Origin of the sequence: Nonomuraea sediminis, assembly GCF_018531495.1 — a bacterium.
Lineage (GTDB): Bacteria > Actinomycetota > Actinomycetes > Streptosporangiales > Streptosporangiaceae > Nonomuraea > Nonomuraea sediminis.
In genome coordinates, this window is the sequence record NZ_JAHDTI010000010.1 from 148,747 (window position 1) to 165,311 (window position 16,565).

The 16,565-nt window shown below is 66.0% G+C and carries 15 protein-coding genes and 1 pseudogene; 6 read left to right on the forward strand and 10 right to left on the reverse strand.

Annotation, left to right across the window (positions count from 1 at the left end; translation table 11 throughout):
- Positions 1-3: 3 nt before the first annotated feature.
- A complete protein-coding gene (locus KIK09_RS35310; protein ID WP_214324193.1) occupies positions 4-357 on the forward strand; it encodes a hypothetical protein in 354 nt (117 codons plus the stop codon).
- Between the two features lie 69 nt (positions 358-426).
- On the opposite strand, the gene KIK09_RS35315 is transcribed toward KIK09_RS35310, so the two are convergent.
- Positions 427-3,003, reverse strand: a complete 2,577-nt coding sequence (locus KIK09_RS35315) for an AfsR/SARP family transcriptional regulator (RefSeq protein ID WP_214323782.1) — start codon at positions 3,001-3,003, stop codon at positions 427-429.
- Positions 3,004-3,061: 58 nt separating this feature from the next.
- Positions 3,062-3,574, reverse strand: a complete 513-nt coding sequence (locus tag KIK09_RS35320) for a SecDF P1 head subdomain-containing protein (protein WP_214323783.1) — start codon at positions 3,572-3,574, stop codon at positions 3,062-3,064.
- Positions 3,575-3,756: 182 nt separating this feature from the next.
- Here KIK09_RS35320 and KIK09_RS60725 point away from each other — a divergent pair.
- Together KIK09_RS60725 and KIK09_RS35330 are read left to right on the forward strand one after the other, a co-directional pair.
- A pseudogene (locus tag KIK09_RS60725) lies at positions 3,757-4,121 on the forward strand (Tn3 family transposase); the annotation flags it as partial.
- Positions 4,118-4,834, forward strand: coding sequence for a VOC family protein (locus KIK09_RS35330; RefSeq protein ID WP_214323784.1), 717 nt, complete (start codon positions 4,118-4,120; stop codon positions 4,832-4,834). The pseudogene KIK09_RS60725 and the gene KIK09_RS35330, both read left to right, overlap by 4 nt.
- A gap of 212 nt (positions 4,835-5,046) precedes the next feature.
- Here KIK09_RS35330 and KIK09_RS35335 read toward each other — a convergent pair whose 3' ends face one another.
- A complete protein-coding gene (locus KIK09_RS35335; protein ID WP_214323785.1) occupies positions 5,047-6,171 on the reverse strand; it encodes an FAD-dependent oxidoreductase in 1,125 nt (374 codons plus the stop codon).
- Between the two features lie 53 nt (positions 6,172-6,224).
- Between KIK09_RS35335 and KIK09_RS35340 the strand changes: the two genes are divergently transcribed.
- Together KIK09_RS35340 and KIK09_RS35345 are read left to right on the forward strand one after the other, a co-directional pair.
- Positions 6,225-6,917, forward strand: a complete 693-nt coding sequence (locus KIK09_RS35340) for a TetR/AcrR family transcriptional regulator (protein WP_214323786.1) — start codon at positions 6,225-6,227, stop codon at positions 6,915-6,917.
- Positions 6,918-7,319: 402 nt separating this feature from the next.
- Positions 7,320-7,757, forward strand: a complete 438-nt coding sequence (locus KIK09_RS35345) for a pyridoxamine 5'-phosphate oxidase family protein (protein WP_275956374.1) — start codon at positions 7,320-7,322, stop codon at positions 7,755-7,757.
- A 93-nt stretch (positions 7,758-7,850) separates the two neighbouring features.
- Here KIK09_RS35345 and KIK09_RS60730 read toward each other — a convergent pair whose 3' ends face one another.
- The 7 genes from KIK09_RS60730 to KIK09_RS35380 form a co-directional block, all read right to left on the reverse strand.
- On the reverse strand, positions 7,851-8,315 hold the full coding sequence (locus KIK09_RS60730; RefSeq protein WP_214323788.1) for a transposase: 465 nt from the start codon (positions 8,313-8,315) through the stop codon (positions 7,851-7,853).
- Positions 8,316-8,406: 91 nt separating this feature from the next.
- Positions 8,407-9,048, reverse strand: a complete 642-nt coding sequence (locus tag KIK09_RS35355; RefSeq protein ID WP_214323789.1) for a histidine phosphatase family protein — start codon at positions 9,046-9,048, stop codon at positions 8,407-8,409.
- Positions 9,049-9,161: 113 nt separating this feature from the next.
- Positions 9,162-9,509, reverse strand: a complete 348-nt coding sequence (locus KIK09_RS35360) for a hypothetical protein (RefSeq protein ID WP_214323790.1) — start codon at positions 9,507-9,509, stop codon at positions 9,162-9,164.
- Complete coding sequence (locus tag KIK09_RS35365) at positions 9,506-10,171, reverse strand: DUF4097 family beta strand repeat-containing protein (protein WP_214323791.1); 666 nt, start codon at positions 10,169-10,171, stop codon at positions 9,506-9,508. The genes KIK09_RS35360 and KIK09_RS35365 overlap by 4 nt, the downstream gene beginning before the upstream one ends.
- A 1,188-nt stretch (positions 10,172-11,359) precedes the next feature.
- Positions 11,360-11,845, reverse strand: a complete 486-nt coding sequence (locus KIK09_RS35370) for a hypothetical protein (protein ID WP_214323792.1) — start codon at positions 11,843-11,845, stop codon at positions 11,360-11,362.
- A gap of 91 nt (positions 11,846-11,936) precedes the next feature.
- Positions 11,937-13,394, reverse strand: coding sequence for a chymotrypsin family serine protease (locus tag KIK09_RS35375; protein WP_214323793.1), 1,458 nt, complete (start codon positions 13,392-13,394; stop codon positions 11,937-11,939).
- 1,551 nt (positions 13,395-14,945) lie between these two features.
- Entirely contained in the window at positions 14,946-15,929 is a 984-nt protein-coding gene (locus KIK09_RS35380) for a BtrH N-terminal domain-containing protein (protein ID WP_214323794.1), read from the reverse strand.
- A 245-nt stretch (positions 15,930-16,174) separates the two neighbouring features.
- On the opposite strand from KIK09_RS35380, the gene KIK09_RS35385 reads away from it, so the two are divergent.
- Entirely contained in the window at positions 16,175-16,522 is a 348-nt protein-coding gene (locus KIK09_RS35385; RefSeq protein WP_214323795.1) for a hypothetical protein, read from the forward strand.
- Positions 16,523-16,565: the final 43 nt, after the last annotated feature.

Here is a 16,565-nt window from a genome sequence, read left to right on the forward strand (position 1 = left end):
ACAATGGGACGAGTACTGGTGGTGGGTCTCGATCCTGCCAAGCTCCAGGGCTGGGACCCGAAGCCGGTTCAGGCAGCGCTCGCACGCGGTCGTGCCCGCTTCGACGATCATGGGCTCGAGGCCGACTGGTGCCTGGTGGCACTGGGTGAGAATCCCGAAGGAACGATCGTGGAGGCGCTGACTCGCGAGGACTACGCCTGCGTGGTGATCGGGGGAGGCATCCGCACGCACGAGCCGTTGTTGGAGTTCTTCGAGAAGGTGGTCAACCTGGTCCGGCAGCACGTGCCCGGCGCAGCCATCGCCTTCAACAGCAGCCCCGAGGACTGCGCCGACGCGGCATTGCGGTGGCTGCGCTAACGACGTGGGAGCGGGCCAGATGGTAGCCGCTCCATGAGCCGCGGAAGCCGTCCTGGGCCAGGTGACCCGTCAGTCCATGAGCTGGTAGGGCAGCAGAACGGTGGCTGCTTCGGTACGGCGGCGCCGCGCCTGCTGGGTGTCGCCGAGTTGCTCCCATGCCTGGCCCAGCCGGGCCAGCATGCGCCCGGCAAGCAGGGGGTCGTGCATGGCTTCGGCCATGGGTATCGCCTCCTCGCCGACGGCCACGGCGTCCTTGGGCCGGCCGGCCGCCAGGTAGACGAGCATCAGCCGGTTCGCGGGCCAGGCGGCGCGCAGCGGCAGACCGCCCTGGCGGTAGGTCTCGGCGCTGACCAGTAGGTGCTCGGCCGCCTGGTCCAGCTCGCCCGCGCGAAAGCACACGATCCCCAGCGCCATCTGGTTGACTCCGAGGCTGTGCGGGTCGCCTGCCAGCCTGCCCAACTTCAGTCCCTGCTCGGCGTGGCGCCGAGCGTCGGTGATGGAGTCGTCGTCGGCCAGCGCCATGGCGAGCAGGGCGTGGATCATCGCGCTCAGCTTCGGATGTGCCCGGGCGTCGACCTGTGCGAGTGCCTCGGACAACAGGGTGATCGCCTCGTCCGTCGCCGACATGCGCTGCGCGCCCAGGCCCATCGCGAGCAGCACCGCAGGCAGGAAGATGGCGTCCTCGACCTCGGCGACCCCGGTCACCTCGGCGAGCAGGGGAACCTCGCCCAGCAGACCCTCGCGGCCGGAGCTCGCGATCGTGGCGGCCGCGTTGGCCTGCTCGGCCCGCATCCAGGCGCGGGCCGCCGGTGCTCCGGAAAAGCTCAGCTCAGGGCGGCCCGTACCGGCCGGGTGCACAAAGCCTGGCAGCACCACCCGGCACACGCCGCGAATGCCGGCCATGTAGTGCTCGAAGATCCGCTGCGACGCGGCCGCCTGTTCCTCGCCGCCGGCGAGGCTCCTGCCGTACAGGCGCAGCAGGTCGTGATAGTGGTAGCGGCCCGGCGCGACGGTCTCCAGCAGGCTCGCGTCGACCAGGGCCTCGCACAGCTCCTCGGCTTCGACAAGGGCGACGTCGAGCATCGCGGCCGCCGCTTCGACCGGCAGGTCCGGCCCCTCGGCCAGCGCCAGCAGCCGGAACGCCCTGGCCTGCTCCGGGGGCAGCTGCTCGTAGCCGAGCGCGAAACAGGAGGCCACCGTCTCCTGCCCGGCCTTGAGCTCGTTGATGCGGCGTTGCGCGTCGGCCAGCCGTACCGCCAGAGCTTCCAGCCGCATGCTCGGCCGGGCAGCCAGCCGGGCAGCCACGATCCGCACCGCCAGCGGCAATCCGCCACACGCCTTGACCAGGTCGGCGGCGGCCTGCGGCTCGGCCATCACCCGTGCCGGGCCGATGACACGTCCGAGCAGCTGTAGTCCCTCATCGGCCGGCAGCAGGTCAAGGATCGTCAGCCGGGCACCGGCGATGCCCGCCGGGCGCACGCGGCTGGTGATGATCACGGCGCAGGTCGCCGAGCCCGGCAGCAGCGGCTCGACCTGGCCGGAGTCGGCGACGTCGTCGAGCACGACCAGCACCCGCTTGTCGGCGAGCAGGGACCGCAACAGCGCCGCCCGCTCCGGCAGGGCAGGCGGAATCTGACGATCGGCGTAGCCGAGCGCCCTCAGGAAACCGGCCAGCACCTCCTGTGGGGCGAGGTCCCCGCTGCGGAGGTTGGCATACAGCTGACCGTCCGGGAAGTTCTCACGTACGGCATGCGCCACGTGGATCGCCAACGTGCTCTTGCCGATACCGCCAGGGCCCGACACCCCCACGACCGGCATCGTGTCCGTGCCCACCTGCAGCTGTTCCACCAGATCCCGGACGACGTCGGGCCTGCCGGTGAAGTCGGGAACCCCCGCCGGCAACTGCGCCGGGCGAAGCCCGGCGGCTCCCGCGGCGATGATCGGCCGATCGGCGATGATCTGCTGGTAGACCGCGGCCAGTTCGGCGGACGGGTCCACGCCGAACTCCTCGGCCAGCAGCAGGCGGGTGTCGGTGTAGACGGCGACGGCCTCGGCCTGCCGTCCGGCCCGTTTGAGTGCCAGCATGAGCTGGCCGGACAGCCGCTCGCGCATCGGGTGCGCGGCGTGCAGTGTGCTCAGCTCGGCGATCACCTCGGCGTGCCGGCCCAACGCCAGGTCGGCATCGACCCTGGACTCCAGGGCGACCAGACGCGTCTCGGCCAGCCGTGCGCGCTGTCCCTGCGCCCAGGCGCCGGGCAGCCCCGCCAGCGGCTCGCCGCGCCAGTACTCCAGCGCTCGATGCAGCAGCGTGTGTGCCTCGGCCACCGGCGCCTGCGCGGCCTCGCTCAGCAACCGGTGAAAGTCCGCCACATCGGTGGTGCCGGCGCATCTATATCCGCCCGCAACCGACTCGATCATCTCGACGCCCAGGATCGCGCGCAGCCGGGAGAGGTACTGCCGCACGACGTTCACCGCGGACTTGGGCGGCGCGTCGGGCCACACAATGTCGATCAGCTGCTCCGAGCCGACCACGCGGCCTCCGGCCAGGAGCAGGGCGGCCAGGGTCAGGCGCTGCTGAGGGGAGCCCAGGTCGAGTTCCTCCTCGCCCCGCAGGCAACGTACCGGTCCCAGCAGCTCAAAATACACTTGGGGATGATAGGCCACATCCTGCACCGCCACGCTGTGCGGTTGGCGAAGGCATCGGTCAGTTGGGCACGCCACTCAGCCGTCGGGCCAGGTCGGTGGCGTCCTTCTGGGTGAAGGGGCCGCTGATCTCCAGGGCGGGACCAGGAATCGGCTGTGTGACGGCCGGTGCGGTGATCACTTTGCCGTCGATGACGATGGCGAGTTGGTTCCGTGGGGCGGGCTTCTGGGACAGGGTCGATGTCAGCGCGGCGAACTTGGCGCTGTCGGTGTTGTTGAGCGTGACTTGGACTACCCAGGTCGTCCCCCCGGACAGGCCGGCTGTCGCCTTCTCTGCTGCGATGCCGGTCATGCCCTGGCCGAGCTTGTAACACGAGGTGCCGTCGAGGGCGCTCACCGTACCCGCTGCACAAGGAACGGAGGACGTCTCGAGCACGGGCAGCAGCGCGAAGGACGTCACGTGTGGCTCAGATCGGGGCGCTCCGGTCATCGCCGTGAGCGCTCTGGCCGTCATGAAGATGATGCCGACGACCAGCCCAAGAGTGACGATTGTTCCCGCGACAATCGTGATCACATGAACACGCCTCACAGAACCCCTCCCCAAGGCGAGCCATCCCCTTTCGTATGACCGTCAGGGAGTTCTCCACCTCTACTCGCGTCGACCGGAACCTCTCGGTCGATCATCTCCCGGCAGCAGCCGCAGGAGCGCGAAGATGGTCGTCATGGTGAGGTAGACCGGACGCAGCACGACAGATCCACCGGCTCGCCCGGAAGATCTGCCACGGCGGTGGCAGCCAGATCCGCCAGCCGTACCGCGAAGACCAGCTCGCCGCGCTCGGCCTGGTCGTCAATTCCGTCGTGCTGTGGAACACCCGCTACCCGTCGACCAACTCCGTGCCCAGGGCGTCCCGGTAGAAGACGAGGACGTCGCCCGCCTCAGCCCCACGCCCACATCAACTTCCTGCTACGCCGTCACCGCCTCCGTACACACTCAAGGCGTTCGGCCGCTCGGCGAAGTCCTCGACCTGCGGGTTACCGCCAGTTGTGTCGAAGGTGTGTGGTTCATGCCGGTTTATTCGTTGGGCATAGGGTGGGCGGGGCGCTGCGACTTGTTCAGGTGAATTTCAAGGCTCGGGATGACTCGGCGCTGGGCCGGTTCTGGGCGGAGGCGCTCGGCTGGGGTGTTTCCAGCGAGGGACCCGGTGCGACCAACGTTGAACCTGTGGGTTTCGTTTGGCCGGACCCCTCCGCCGTCTGCGTCGATGTCGTCGCCGTCCCGGACCCCGAAACGGTGAAGTACCGCGTGCACCTCGATCTCGCCACCACCTCTGCGGCCCATCAGGCGGAGTTGGTCGCGCGCCTGAAGGAGCTCGGCGCGACGCCCGCCGATGTGGGCCAGGGCGACGTCCCGTGGACGGTCCTGGCCGACCCGGAGGGCAACGTGTTCTGCGTCCTGGAGCCTCGGGAGATCTACCGGGACACCGGGCCGATCGCCGCGGTGGTGGTCGACTGCGCGGACCCGAGAGCCATGGCCCGGTTCTGGGGCGAGGCGATGGACTGGACCCTGCACGAGGTGACCGACGATCACGCGACGCTGCGCTCCGCCAAGGGTGTCGGGCCGTATCTGGAGTTCCTCCGCACGCCCGGCGTGCCGACCGTGTGGAACCGCGTCCATCTCGACCTGCTGCCGTACCGCGGTGACGATCAAGCGGCGGAGGTGGCCCGGCTGCAGGCCCTCGGCGCGACGCTGGCCGATGTGGGCCAGGGAGACGTCCCGTGGGTCGTCCTCGCCGACCCGGAGGGCAACGAGTTCTGCGTCCTCGGCCCGGCCTGACGCGGAGCCTCCCCGCCTTCGGGCAAGCCCCTGGACGTTGTGCTTGATCTCCAGACGCTGAGAGTGTGGCGACTTCGGTTATCTAACAGGCTCGACCAGAGGGTCCGCCTGCATCGGATCGCCAGGTGGCGGTAGCCCCGCCCACCCTGGCTCGCCGCTGGCCGTTCGGTATCTGCCGGAGGGGACCGCGGCGGTGCTCTCGCGTTCGGCAGTCAGGATGGCTGGACTTCCTCGAAGAGGGCGAGGGCTTCGGTGGGGTCCGGGCTCACGAGGCGTTCCAGACCGGCCGCCGTGATCTCCGCCCACCTGCCGGCCCGTACCCACATCTGTTCTTCGAAGGCACGGACGGCCTCGTCCAGATCGCCAGGGCCGGGGGCGGCGGCGACGGACTCGGCGAGTTCGGCGCCTTCCAGCATCGCGAGGTTCGCGCCCACCCCCAATGGGGGCATCAGGTGGGCGGCGTCGCCCAGTAGCGTCACCCCGGGGACGTGGGCCCAGGTGTGGGACACGGGCAGGACGTAGAGGGGACGGTGGACGAAAGCGGTGCCGTGGCGGAGGAGGTCGAGGACGGGATCGGCCCAGCCGTCGAACAGAGCCAGCAGGCTTGATCGCATGGCCTCGACGTCAGCCTGGTCCGGGTTCGTTTGCCAGTCCAGCGGCGCGCGGAACTTGGCGTACACCTTGACGTGGCCGCCGCTGTTGCGCTGGGCGGTGACGGAGCGGTTCACGCCGTACACAGCCGTGGAACCGTCGCCGATCAGCCGGGCGAGGTCGGGGTGGCGGGTGTCGACGTCGTCCAGGGAGGTCTCGACCGAGGTGACGCCGGTGTAGTGCGGCGTCGCGGAAGAGACTGCCGGGCGGACCCGGGACCAGGCGCCGTCCGCGCCGACCACGAGGTCGAACGTCTCCTGTCGCCCGTCCTCGAAACGGACCAGCACGCCATCCCTGGTTCCCGGCACCACCTCCGTCACGGCCCTCCCCCACTGGACGTCCAGAGGGCCGAGCAGCAGGTCACGGAGTTGTCCGCGGTCGATCTCGGGATTGGCTCGGTCATCCGGACGGGGTTGCCAGTCGCGGAGGACGGTCCCGTCCACATCCAGGATGCGCATGGCCTGCCCCTCGGGGCGGGACAGCGCCTGGAACTCCGCCAGCAGCCCCGCCTTGCCCAGCGCGAGCTGGCCCATCCCTTCGTGCAGGTCCAGCGTGCCGCCCGGAGGGCGGGCATCGGGGGCGGGATCGCGTTCGAGGACGGTGACGGGGTGATCGTGGCGGTGCAGGACGCGGGCGAAGGTAAGGCCGGCGGGGCCGCCTCCAATTACGGCAATACGATGTCTCATGTCGATACACTGTATTTTGCTAAGACGGTGTATCGCAACAGTACAATGTATCCATGACTGTGTGGGACCGGCCGGAGCCGCCGACTCGCCCCGTGCCACTCGACCGGGAGCGAATCGTTGCCGCCGCCATCGCGCTGGCCGACGAGGGCGGGCTGGAGGCGGTGTCGTTGCGCAAGGTCGCCGCCCGGCTGGACGCCGGCCCGATGCGGCTGTACGGATACATCTCCACCAAGGAGGAGCTGTTCGACCTCATGGTGGACGAGGTCTACGCGGAGATCCTCCCCGAGGAGCAGCCCGGCGACTGGCGGGAGGTGCTGCGCATCCGCGCCCACCGCACCAGGCAGGCCTCCCTCCGTCACGAATGGCTGGCCGACCTGCTCGGCGGCCGTCCGACCCTGGGCCCGAACGCCCTCGCCGTAACTGAGGCCACGCTGGCCGCCCTCGACGGCCTCGCCGACGTCGACACCGTCATGCGCGCCGTGGAGACCGTCGGCGCCTACTTCACTGGAGCGATCAGGCGCGAGATCGCGAACCTGCGGGCCGAGCGCGCCACGGGCCTGTCCAAGCGCGAGTGGCAGCGCGCCTCCGGCCCGCATCTGAGAAAGATGCTGGACACGGGCCGCTTCCCGGCGCTGGCCAAGGCCGTGTACGACGGCACGGAGGTGGACGCCGAGGTGTCCTTCGCGACCGGCCTGGACTGGGTCCTCGACGCCGTGGCCGTCAAACTCGCCCGGCCGCCGGCGTAACCGCACAGGATTTCCAGGTGACATCCGTGGCACCGCACCGGACGACAGGGCGGCGCTGGAAGCAGCGAAACGCGGGCTCCTACGCCGTCAGCCGCACACCCTCGGATTCGCGCTCAGGTCAGCCTGCTCCCCCTGGAACAACCAGGCCATGGGCGCCCTCCTCCTCAGCGATTCATGATCGTTCTCAGCGGCTGTCCGCCGATTCCTCGCCCCCGGATCGGTGAAGGTGTCAGTCCATCGTGATGGCCTCACGTGAGTCCGTGATGGCCTCACGTGAGTCGAATTGCGCATCTGGAGGAGGCGGCCCCAGCCGGGATCTGCTTTCCAGATGGCGCAACCCTCGTAGGCGTCCAGGGACTTTAGCCCCTACCTGCGGCAATCAACGCACGGCACAGTCGAACCATGACGCGTCACCCCGATCCGCGACTGGACTCACACAGACGGCTGTCCCGCCAGGAATCCATGCGCCTGCTGCAGCTTGTCACGCTGGGCAGGATCGCCTTCATCAGCAGAGCCTTGCCCGCCATCCGCCTCGTCAGCCATATCGTCCAGGACGGCCACATCATCATCGGAATCTCCAACGATCTCGAGATCTCCGCCATCCTGAGCTCCCCCGGAGCCTCTCTGGTCGTCTACGAGGCGGACATGGTGGATATGACAACGCACCTCGGCTGGAGCGTCGTCGTCGGTGGTCGCGCCGTGCCCGTCACTGACCCGGAGGAGATCGCAACTGTCCGCCCCCGGATCCGGGGATGGGCAGGCTCAAACCCGGATCTCTTCGTGCGGATCAAGCCGGAACTTGTCACCGGGTTCCATGCCGGCGACGGGAACAGCAGTTGACTGCTCCCCTCCCTGGAAGTGAGGAGATTTCTGCATCACCGCCGACTGGCCGCCGAGAAGAATTCTCCTCGAGAGGATCGGCTCTACAGCTGTTTAGCTCTCCGCCAGCCCGGCGGTGAGCACATCTCTGGCTGCATTCATGTCCCGGTCGAGAATGGCGCCGCAGGCGCGCTCCCCCGCCGAACGCTCAACTGCCTCTTCCCTTGTACGGCTCCGCATGCTGAGCGGTCCACCATCAGCGTCCGGTCGCACCAGGCCATCCTGGGCTCCAGCATGCTGCGCAGTTCCCGCTAGGAGGCCTCGGAGATGGCGGGCCAGACGATGGTTGTTGACCATAGCGCGGACAGGGAGTTTTGCCACGGCGATCATTTGGTTCTCGCGAACAAGCCGTGTCGTGACCCTGCGCAGGTGATCCCTTCTCCGGTCAGTGATCCTGGCGTAGACGCGGGCGACCTCAGCTTGGCCTTGGACTGGTTCAGCGCCCCCTTCTCCTTGCAGTTCAGGCCCACTGAGCCCTTCCAGCTTGCGACGACCCCCGCCGCTCGTGGCGAGGGCCATCTTCTCCACGGTCGACGGCGTTGTCAGCGCTGCGATTCCTGCCCCCACTCCGACGGTCTGCTCGAACGGAGGCAGCGGGGCCAGGTAGGGATCAGTCAGCTTTGGCGGAGTCGAGATGGCGGGTGTCACCGAGGTTGACGACCTGGCGGTTGTGGAAGAAGTCGTCTTCGCGCAGCGTGGTGATGCTGCCGGATGGCACCCGGAAACTGGCATGACCAACCGCCTTGATCGGCATCTTGATCCAGGACGTCACGACGAATGTCAGGGAGCCACCGTGCGTCACGATGATCTGATGTTCGCAGGGGCGCTGCAAGATCTCGTCCATGGCTGAGTAGATGCGCTGCGCCAACGCCGCCTTGGTCTCGGCACCCTCCACGCCCTCGTCATGTTCCAACCGTTCCCCGACAGCCGGCGGCGGGACGAATCGTTGGTCCAGCCATTCCTGTGGCCTTCCCCCCGCCTCTCCATAGGATTTCTCCCGCAGTCTGCGGTCCAAGATTGACTTCACGCCGAACAGCTCGGCAATCTTCTCGGCCGTTTGCCGGGTGCGCTGCAGATCCGAGGAGAACAGCTCCACATCGACACCGTCCGGGATCTGGGCCCGCAGCGCCTGAGCAATGGAGGCTGCCGCGCTGAGGCCGGCCGGCGTCAGCTGCGAATCATGCCAGCCGCCGACAACCCCCTCCACGTGGTGCGTCGCCTCCGGATGGGTGACGGCGTAAATGGTGCGCATGAGCGAGCTCTTCCTGTAGGGAGCTGTTCTTGAGTGATCTTAGGAGTGCTGTACGAGCTCTCTGAGACGATCACGAATAGTGCTGGTCGTCGCGCCGCTGCCTGTCCGCGTGCTCATGCGGAACTTCTTGAGAGAGTGATGGCCTGGGCGAGGTCACGGTAGGTGGGCATGCCCAGATCGACGACGGCATCGCGGCGGGCGATGAGCCCGTCGACTTGCGCGAGTTCTGCTTCGGCAGCGGCGAGGCTGATCTGGAGTCCTTCGGCTTCGGCGGTCCAGCCTTCGCGTTCGGCTTCGGTGATGCGGGCGAGCAGGTTGTCGCGGGCCCGGACGTGGTCAAGGTGTCGAGTGGCTGGGGCGCCGAGCCTGGCGAAGTTGCGGCGAGCTTGGGCGAGGCTCAGTTCTCCTCTCTGGCGGGACGCCCAAGCTTGGCTACCTCCGCTTTGGAGGCTGCGGGTCACAGGCTGCGGGCGGTGATGTCGCCGTTGGAGGTGGTGGCGCGGATGTCGAGTTCGGCAGTCCCGTCGTTCTTCAGGGCGTTGGTGATGCGGCCGTAGCTGGTGCCGGCGTCCAGGGCCGCCGAGACACCGGCGGCGGCGACGATCGAGATGTCGCCGGACTGGGTGCTGAGCACGACCGTGCCGCCCGCGGCCTCGGCGATCCGGATGTCACCCCGGGAGGTGCTGATCTCCGCGGAACCGCCCAGCCGACCGACCTCGACATCGCCGTCGACCGCGGTGAGCCGGACGCTCGCCGCCTCGTCGATCTTGATCTGGCTGTAGGCGCCCTCGAAGGCGACATCGCCCAGACGGCCCACGGTCCGCAGCTCAGCACTGGCCGCCTTCGCCTCCACCCGGGAACCGGCGGGCAGCTGGACCGTCACCTCGATGGATCCAGACGGGCCGAAGTACTGGTTCTTCGCCTCGGCACTCTCGATCCGCAGCACACCGTCGGCGTACGCCACCGTGGTCTGCTCGGCCGCCTTCACATCACGGCTCTTGGAGGCATTCGCGGGCACGACCTCGACCACGGTGTCAGCCCGGTCAGCGGCGATGAACTGAACGCGCCCGGCGGGGATGTTCAGGACGGCGGAGATCGCGGCGGGGGTGTCGAACTTCTGCATCATGTGCTCCTGTGCTGCGTTGTTTCGAGTTCGGTGCGGCCCAGTTCGCGGCCCCGAGGCCGCGATCGCTGAACCGTTCATGGCGTCTACCATCGCCGACCGCTCTGATACCGGGCTGTCACCGCCCTGATGCCGCCGCTGACATGGCCCGGAACTCCCGAAGGTACGGCGAGCCGCAGTCGCGGCCGGCCCGGCGCTCGGCGGCGTCATGGGTGGTATGCGCGGCGGCCAGTTCCTGGTGCCGCTGACGGCGTACGGCCGGCAGAACCACCTGACCGACCTGCGCATCGCAACAGCCGCCGTCTCCCTGACAGGCCCGGCGATGAAGTCATCGGCGGAGGACCACATGGCCGCGCGCACCTCCCTCGTCGGCGCCGTCCCGCAGTCGAGCCGGCTGACCCCAGGCCGCCCACGTCTGCCGGGGAGCGTGGGCCACGGAAGGTGTCGCCGGGCGATTACGTCCCTACTTATCGGCGGATGACGGCGAAGGCGTTGCCGAAGGCGCAAACAAGCAGATTGAGCTGCGAGAAGGCCACAGCATCGCACGCACCCGGGAGGGTCAACACGTCGAGGCGGCAAGTCCCAGACGCGCGCCTTCCCATCCCAGCTGCCGGTGACCGAGACCGGATGGCCGACCGGTTCGGTACACGCCACCGCCTGACCAGGCTGGCGTGGCCGGTCAGCGGCTCGCCTGTCTGCCGACCGGAAGCCAGATCCCACCGTCCCATCGCTGGAGCCGATGACCGCGACCTGGCGGCCCTCCAGTTAGCGACGCGGTGGGCATAGCTACCTGAGCTGCGTCCATCACCACAGTCGGCGTGGTCCGGCTCCTTCTGGACGGACCAGATCGACAGCAGTCGAGGTAGCACGCTCCGCCATGCCCGACACCGGTTCGCCACTCTTCATCACGTGCTGATGTCGATCAATCCGCGACAAGACAGCAAACAATCACAACGATCTGCCTGGCTCTGGCTGTCCGATCGTGTCGGTTTGCCGGATCACGGTTGTCAGGACCAGGGTGCGGATGATCACGCAGATAGTGACGCCGGCCGATAGCCTCCGCCTCGGCGTTCGAGATTGTCCAGGTAAACCAGTGCGCGAATCGGTGTCGTGAAATCCGCCGTCGTTGATGTCCCTGATGTGGATCGCCTAGGTGCACCATCAATCCTGGATCAGCAGCGGCTGCGCCTAGCCGCCCGGCGCTAATGGGTTAACCTCGAAGATTACAGAGCTCGCGAGATCGCCGATACAGTCATTCGGCACCTTGAGTCCTGGCGGTGTTGATTTATTCCAATCAACGAATCCTCCAGCGATCTTCACCTTGGAACCCTCTAGGAGAATAGTTCCATTACCTAGCCGAACACCCCGCTTGCCATTCTCGATAAGCGGCCGAGTATCTTGTGGCCACAAAGGAATGACAACTTCATGCGATGGCGACTCGCGCGCATCCTTCAGCACGAGGCACTTGTTCGTCGGTTCGAAGGTTAGTCGACCCGTTAGAAGTGCCTGCATCCCGAAGTTGTTGTGATAATGCACCAGGATCCGGGGATCGCTTCCTTTTATGGTTACGCGATCCGACGGCGCCTCATTGGCGCCCGCAGCACAACCGACAATTGCAGGAAGCATCACAGCCATCACCATGCGACCGACAACCCCACCGATGCGCTTCTTCACACTACTCCTTAACATAAGACCGTGCGTCGGGGCCAAATCGATGCCCCGAACGCACGATGACACCGCTTTGCGAATGGCAGCGGATATCTTCCTATGCCCCTGGAGGCGCCGTCCAGACGCCCCAGGATTGAGAAGTTCCGTTTAAAGCGGAGGCGATGAGGGCGACCGGGGTGAAGCATGAGGTAATCTCTCCCCCGTAGCCGCAGAGGCCGTAGTGGATTCCCCATGCAGTATTGGACTTGTACCAGGGTCCACCACTATCACCGCCTACCGATATGCTCCGGTCCATGATGATGAGACCGGCCGCATTCGGGCCCGATACGTCTATTTCCTTGATGTTTGCGCATGCCGCGTATTGACGAGCATCGCCGTAACTACATATGTTCTGGCCCTTTGCGGGGCTACTTCCCTCATAGTACACATAGCGAGGCTTGTTGTAGTCGTAATAGAAGGTTCTGGTCAGTACAAAGGTCCCGCGGGTCCAAGCACCGATGTCATAGGTCGACGAGCGCTTACTAAAGTTACTGGTGGTGCAATCTCCTTGCGCTGGGTGATTGCAGTACGTTCGGCCGCCCCCGGAGCCGCAGTGGGCGGCGGTCGCTGTCAGGCGAGCGCTAGGGTCGCTTGGGAAGTACCCGTTGATGATGTTGAATCCGGTGGTGCAGCCAGAGAAGCTGCCGCCACCCCTCATGTAACCGTCTTGGGGTGTGACCAGATCCTTCTCGCTGAGGCGAACGTTGATGCTGATCTTGGCGTTGAAAGCCTGGGCCGGCTGAAGTTTAGCGACCATTGCCTGTCTCGCCGCTCCATCCTTGGGCATCACACGAGGCTTAACCGTGATCTCTACGACACCAGTGTCGGTGTCGTAGCCGCCCATGAGGGTTTGTACAACATCCCGTTTTGCAGCGACGCTAGCGTACGCCGCATCACGCGCCTGCTTTAGATCTGACTGCGAGAACCCCTTGTTACCCACAAGCTCAACGGCTACAGGTAGTGCCTTGGCGAGTTGGACTGCATAATCGGGAATCTTACCCTTGAATCCGATCTGCGCTTTGAGTCCATTTTCCAGGACCGCGAGGCCGGAGATTTCTGCAGGGAATCGCCGTTCCAGCGCTGCGCCAATCTCGTTGAGGCGCGGCTGCCAGGCAATTCGTTCAATCGCCTCTTCGAGGGTGATCTTCTGATCCCTTACGACGAGCTTCAGGTCGTTCAGCTCGCTCAAGGGTAGATCATCGATCTTGAGTTCGGGCTCTGCTGCTGGATCTACTCCATCTTCTTTTGCCCGAGCGGTCGCACTGGGGTTCGCGGCAACTTCATGCGCCACATACTCATCGATCCCCTGGGCCAGCGATATGTTTCTCTGCTCGGCCGACCGTTTGATCGTCTCCAGGGTGGGGCGTTTCGGGACAGGCTGCGATTCCCTTGGCAGTATGATGATTGTTCTATCGCTTTCCGCCGCAGCGGACTCGACAGGCGCAATCGCCATAGTTGCCGGTACAGCAATGAGCATGGCGTATAACACCCGCCTGAGTCTTCGTCGCTCGTTCACGCATCGCATCCCTTCTCGTGATCCTGCGATCGAAAGCGCACCGTTAGGCCATCGTGATCATTTGTCATCGGCCAACGCTAAGTCAAGCCTTGATTGTTGCGGCTGCATCACGTAACGTCCACGCCATCGCATTCATGACGTAATCAAAAGACTACGGTTGGCGGTCTACATTTTTTCTAAATGAGGACCAGTTCTTGCGGAGCGTTGATTTTCAAATGCGCTCCGTGCACGTGACTCTACTTCGACAAGGCTCTGACACGGCCCCGCGGAGATCCGCCGCGAGCGATACGCCGTCAATGACGGCCTGCCAAACTCGCAGGACAAGCTCCGCAATACAGTCCGCGCTGGCTACGATGTCGACGGCTCTGACCGGGGAGCCTATTCATCAATTGCACGACAAGGCTGTCTGCCTGCCTGGCGAGCGAGAGAGACCGTCACAATGTCCGCATCGCAACGCTGTCAATGACACAAAACCGTCGCACTTGTGTTAACGGATATTATCAGAAGACGTACACGCGCGAACGGATTTTTCGAGTTCGCTGATAATATGAGACAACCCTAAAGTGTAATGCTCCACCGAATTGTTTCGTCCGGCTAAATAGTCATGGTGTAATCAGACGGCTGACTGTTCCTGTCTACGGCCAGAATGGTTTCGGTGAATACGCAGGATGAGACGGGAATCCGCAAGAGAGCGGTCTCACTATCAGCCGGATGGCGAGCACCGATGTGACGGCTAGAGACATGAGTTCGTCCGCCCGGAGTGCCCTTCGAGCGCGGCAGGCCACGAAGCGTCGATGACCTCGGCGCTGGCCCGAGGCGTGTGCTTGCCTGCACCAGGAGAAGGGTCACCAATGCGGAGGCTGAATCGGAGCTCCTTGCGCGTCCGCCAGAACACGGCGATGCACCGGCGTCGTGGTCCGCAGGTCCGGAAGGTGCGACGCAATGGCGGCTTCTGCGGGGGCCTCGTATGGATCGTCACGGAGTCAGGACGCTCTTCAAGCTCACCATCTACCAGGATCACCTGAAACGTGGGAATGGTCGTCTCTATCCCGGTCCGAGATTCCGCTGTCGTCTGGGTTACGGCCTGAGCCCGGCATGATTGCCCTCTGGGCCGCTCGAGACGTGTCCACGTGACCCTTCTGCGCCGGGATGATGATCATGTCGCCGCGCTGGTCGAGGAAGGTTGTCGTAAGCGGCGTCTGCCAGCCGACATGTCGTCGGTGAAGAGCGCGTGCGGGGCCTGTGCCGGGGTTGGCTTAGGTGGTGCGCTCGATCAATGTCGCTCGCGGAGATCATTCCGTACCACGTCGAAACAGGGCCTCAGGATCTCCAGCGGGCGCCGGCCGGCCTACTGGTCGCCTTCCGTCGGGAGGAATCGACGTGACTCAAGCCGGAAGCCTGGGAGACCGAGGAGCTTCCTCAGGAGCCAGCGAGCCAGCCTGACTCGACCGCGCCCAGCGCGCTACCGAACGAGATGAAGATCTCGCCTCCATGGCGGAGATTATGGCTGCGTTGTACGGGCTTCCAGGCCACAGGGGTTTTCCCTTTGGGCTACAGCTGACGCAGTGCCTGCATGGCCTCCTTCTCGATGCGCGAAAGGTCGTGGAGGAGGACGCCGGCCTGCTTGAGGGGCCCCGCGTCGCCGCTTTCTCCGGCTTTCGCGATCAAGGTTGACACGTCCGTCCACAGGGTGGCGGCCTCGGCGTACAGCCTGTGACCGGTGCGGAGGTTGCCGTTGTCGATCAGTTGGGTGCACTCGTCGAGGAAGTCGCGGTAGAGGGCGCGGAACAGGGCTCCGCCGGTGCCGCCCTTCTCCATGAGGAGGGCGGCCTGCGGCAGGTCCTGCTGCGGGTCGTCGGCGCGCTGGAGCCAGCCGGGCACTTGCTTGCCGGCTTTTTCGATGCCGCGGTGGCCCAGGTTCGCGATGGGAGCGGTGAGGAAGGCGGCGGCACAGTCCCTGATGGCGGGGATGATCTGGTCCTGCCAGGAGATCGGGTGAGCCGGCAGGGCGATGGTGAAGGATCGGTTCCTGGCCGTCATCGGGCCGCGTTCGGCACGCGCCATGGCGAGGCTGGCCCGGCTGGTGCGCACCGCTCCTCCCTGCTGGTCGGTGTCCACCAAGTGGACGTCGTGCTCGTCGTAGCCGTACATGGCGACGACATGGCCGCCGAAGTGCACCTTGGACCGGAAATAGTCCAGGTGGTAGCAGTCGAGCTGGAGACCGACCGGCCGACCGGCGTCGATGGGCGCTGCCACGTTCTCCCACGCCTTGCGCGGTGAGGCGGTCTCCTGGGCCGTCAACGTCAGCCCCAGCCTGGCAGCCAGGTTCGTGGTGAGGTCGAAAGGCTTGACGCGGCCTCCGAGAAAGGGGAACGCCATGCCCTTGCTGTCCCAATAGAGGAAGGACAGGCCCGAGCCCAGCCCGAACAGCATCGGCTCGGACAGATCAAGCCCCTCATGCCGCAACAGCACCCCCAGCGCCGTCGTCTCGCAGTGCTCCATGCCGCGGGCCTCGATGTCCTTCACGATGGTCATACGTCGCTCTCCTCAACAAGCGTGTGCAGCCGCTGTCCGCGTCGACGGGCGCCCTGCGGCACTCGTCATGCTGACGCGGCGAACGGTCACACGGGCTCCCGCTACTTCCTTGACCGGCTACCAGGACCGTCAGGAGAAGCATGAGGCCTCCCTCAGGGGGAGAGTCCAGCCCATGCCTGGGGCTCGACGCCTCCCATCCGGCGGGTGCCCTGAGGTTGGCCAGGACGCGCTGCTGATGGGCACCAGTGATCAGCAGCGCCCGCCGTAAGTCCGCCGAGGAGCGGTTGCGGATACTGCCCCGGTTGGAGCGGGCGTCCAACGTCGACAGCGTGCTGGTCGATCGGGAGAGCGCCCATGTGGATGTGACGGCGATGTGGGCCGCGGAGCAGGTGGCCGCCAGGGCGGCCGAGGCGGGACGCCGGGCTGCGCCGACCACGGCCACCGAGATCGCGGGCGTCGGCAAGGAGCAGGTCCGTGCGGCGCTGGAGGAGGTGGTCCCGGAGTACGGCGCGGTCATGGCGGACCGTGCTGGTGAGGAAGTACGCCACAGTGTGCCCGGAGTACGGCGCGGCCGAGGCGGACCGCGCCGGTGAGGAGGTACGCCACCGTGTGCCCGGGACTTCCGGATCCGCTGCG

What these genes read in the sequence shown, in the direction of transcription:
- KIK09_RS35310 (WP_214324193.1), top strand. Translation starts at nt 4, where the DNA reads ATGGGACGAGTACTGGTGGTGGGTCTCGATCCTGCCAAGCTCCAGGGC.
- KIK09_RS35335 (WP_214323785.1), bottom strand. Translation starts at nt 6,171, where the DNA reads ATGAGACATCGTATTGCCGTAATTGGAGGCGGCCCCGCCGGCCTTACC.
- KIK09_RS35340 (WP_214323786.1), top strand. Translation starts at nt 6,225, where the DNA reads ATGACTGTGTGGGACCGGCCGGAGCCGCCGACTCGCCCCGTGCCACTC.
- KIK09_RS35345 (WP_275956374.1), top strand. Translation starts at nt 7,320, where the DNA reads ATGACGCGTCACCCCGATCCGCGACTGGACTCACACAGACGGCTGTCC.
- KIK09_RS60730 (WP_214323788.1), bottom strand. Translation starts at nt 8,315, where the DNA reads ATGGCCCTCGCCACGAGCGGCGGGGGTCGTCGCAAGCTGGAAGGGCTC.
- KIK09_RS35355 (WP_214323789.1), bottom strand. Translation starts at nt 9,048, where the DNA reads ATGCGCACCATTTACGCCGTCACCCATCCGGAGGCGACGCACCACGTG.
- KIK09_RS35365 (WP_214323791.1), bottom strand. Translation starts at nt 10,171, where the DNA reads ATGCAGAAGTTCGACACCCCCGCCGCGATCTCCGCCGTCCTGAACATC.
- KIK09_RS35380 (WP_214323794.1), bottom strand. Translation starts at nt 15,929, where the DNA reads ATGACCATCGTGAAGGACATCGAGGCCCGCGGCATGGAGCACTGCGAG.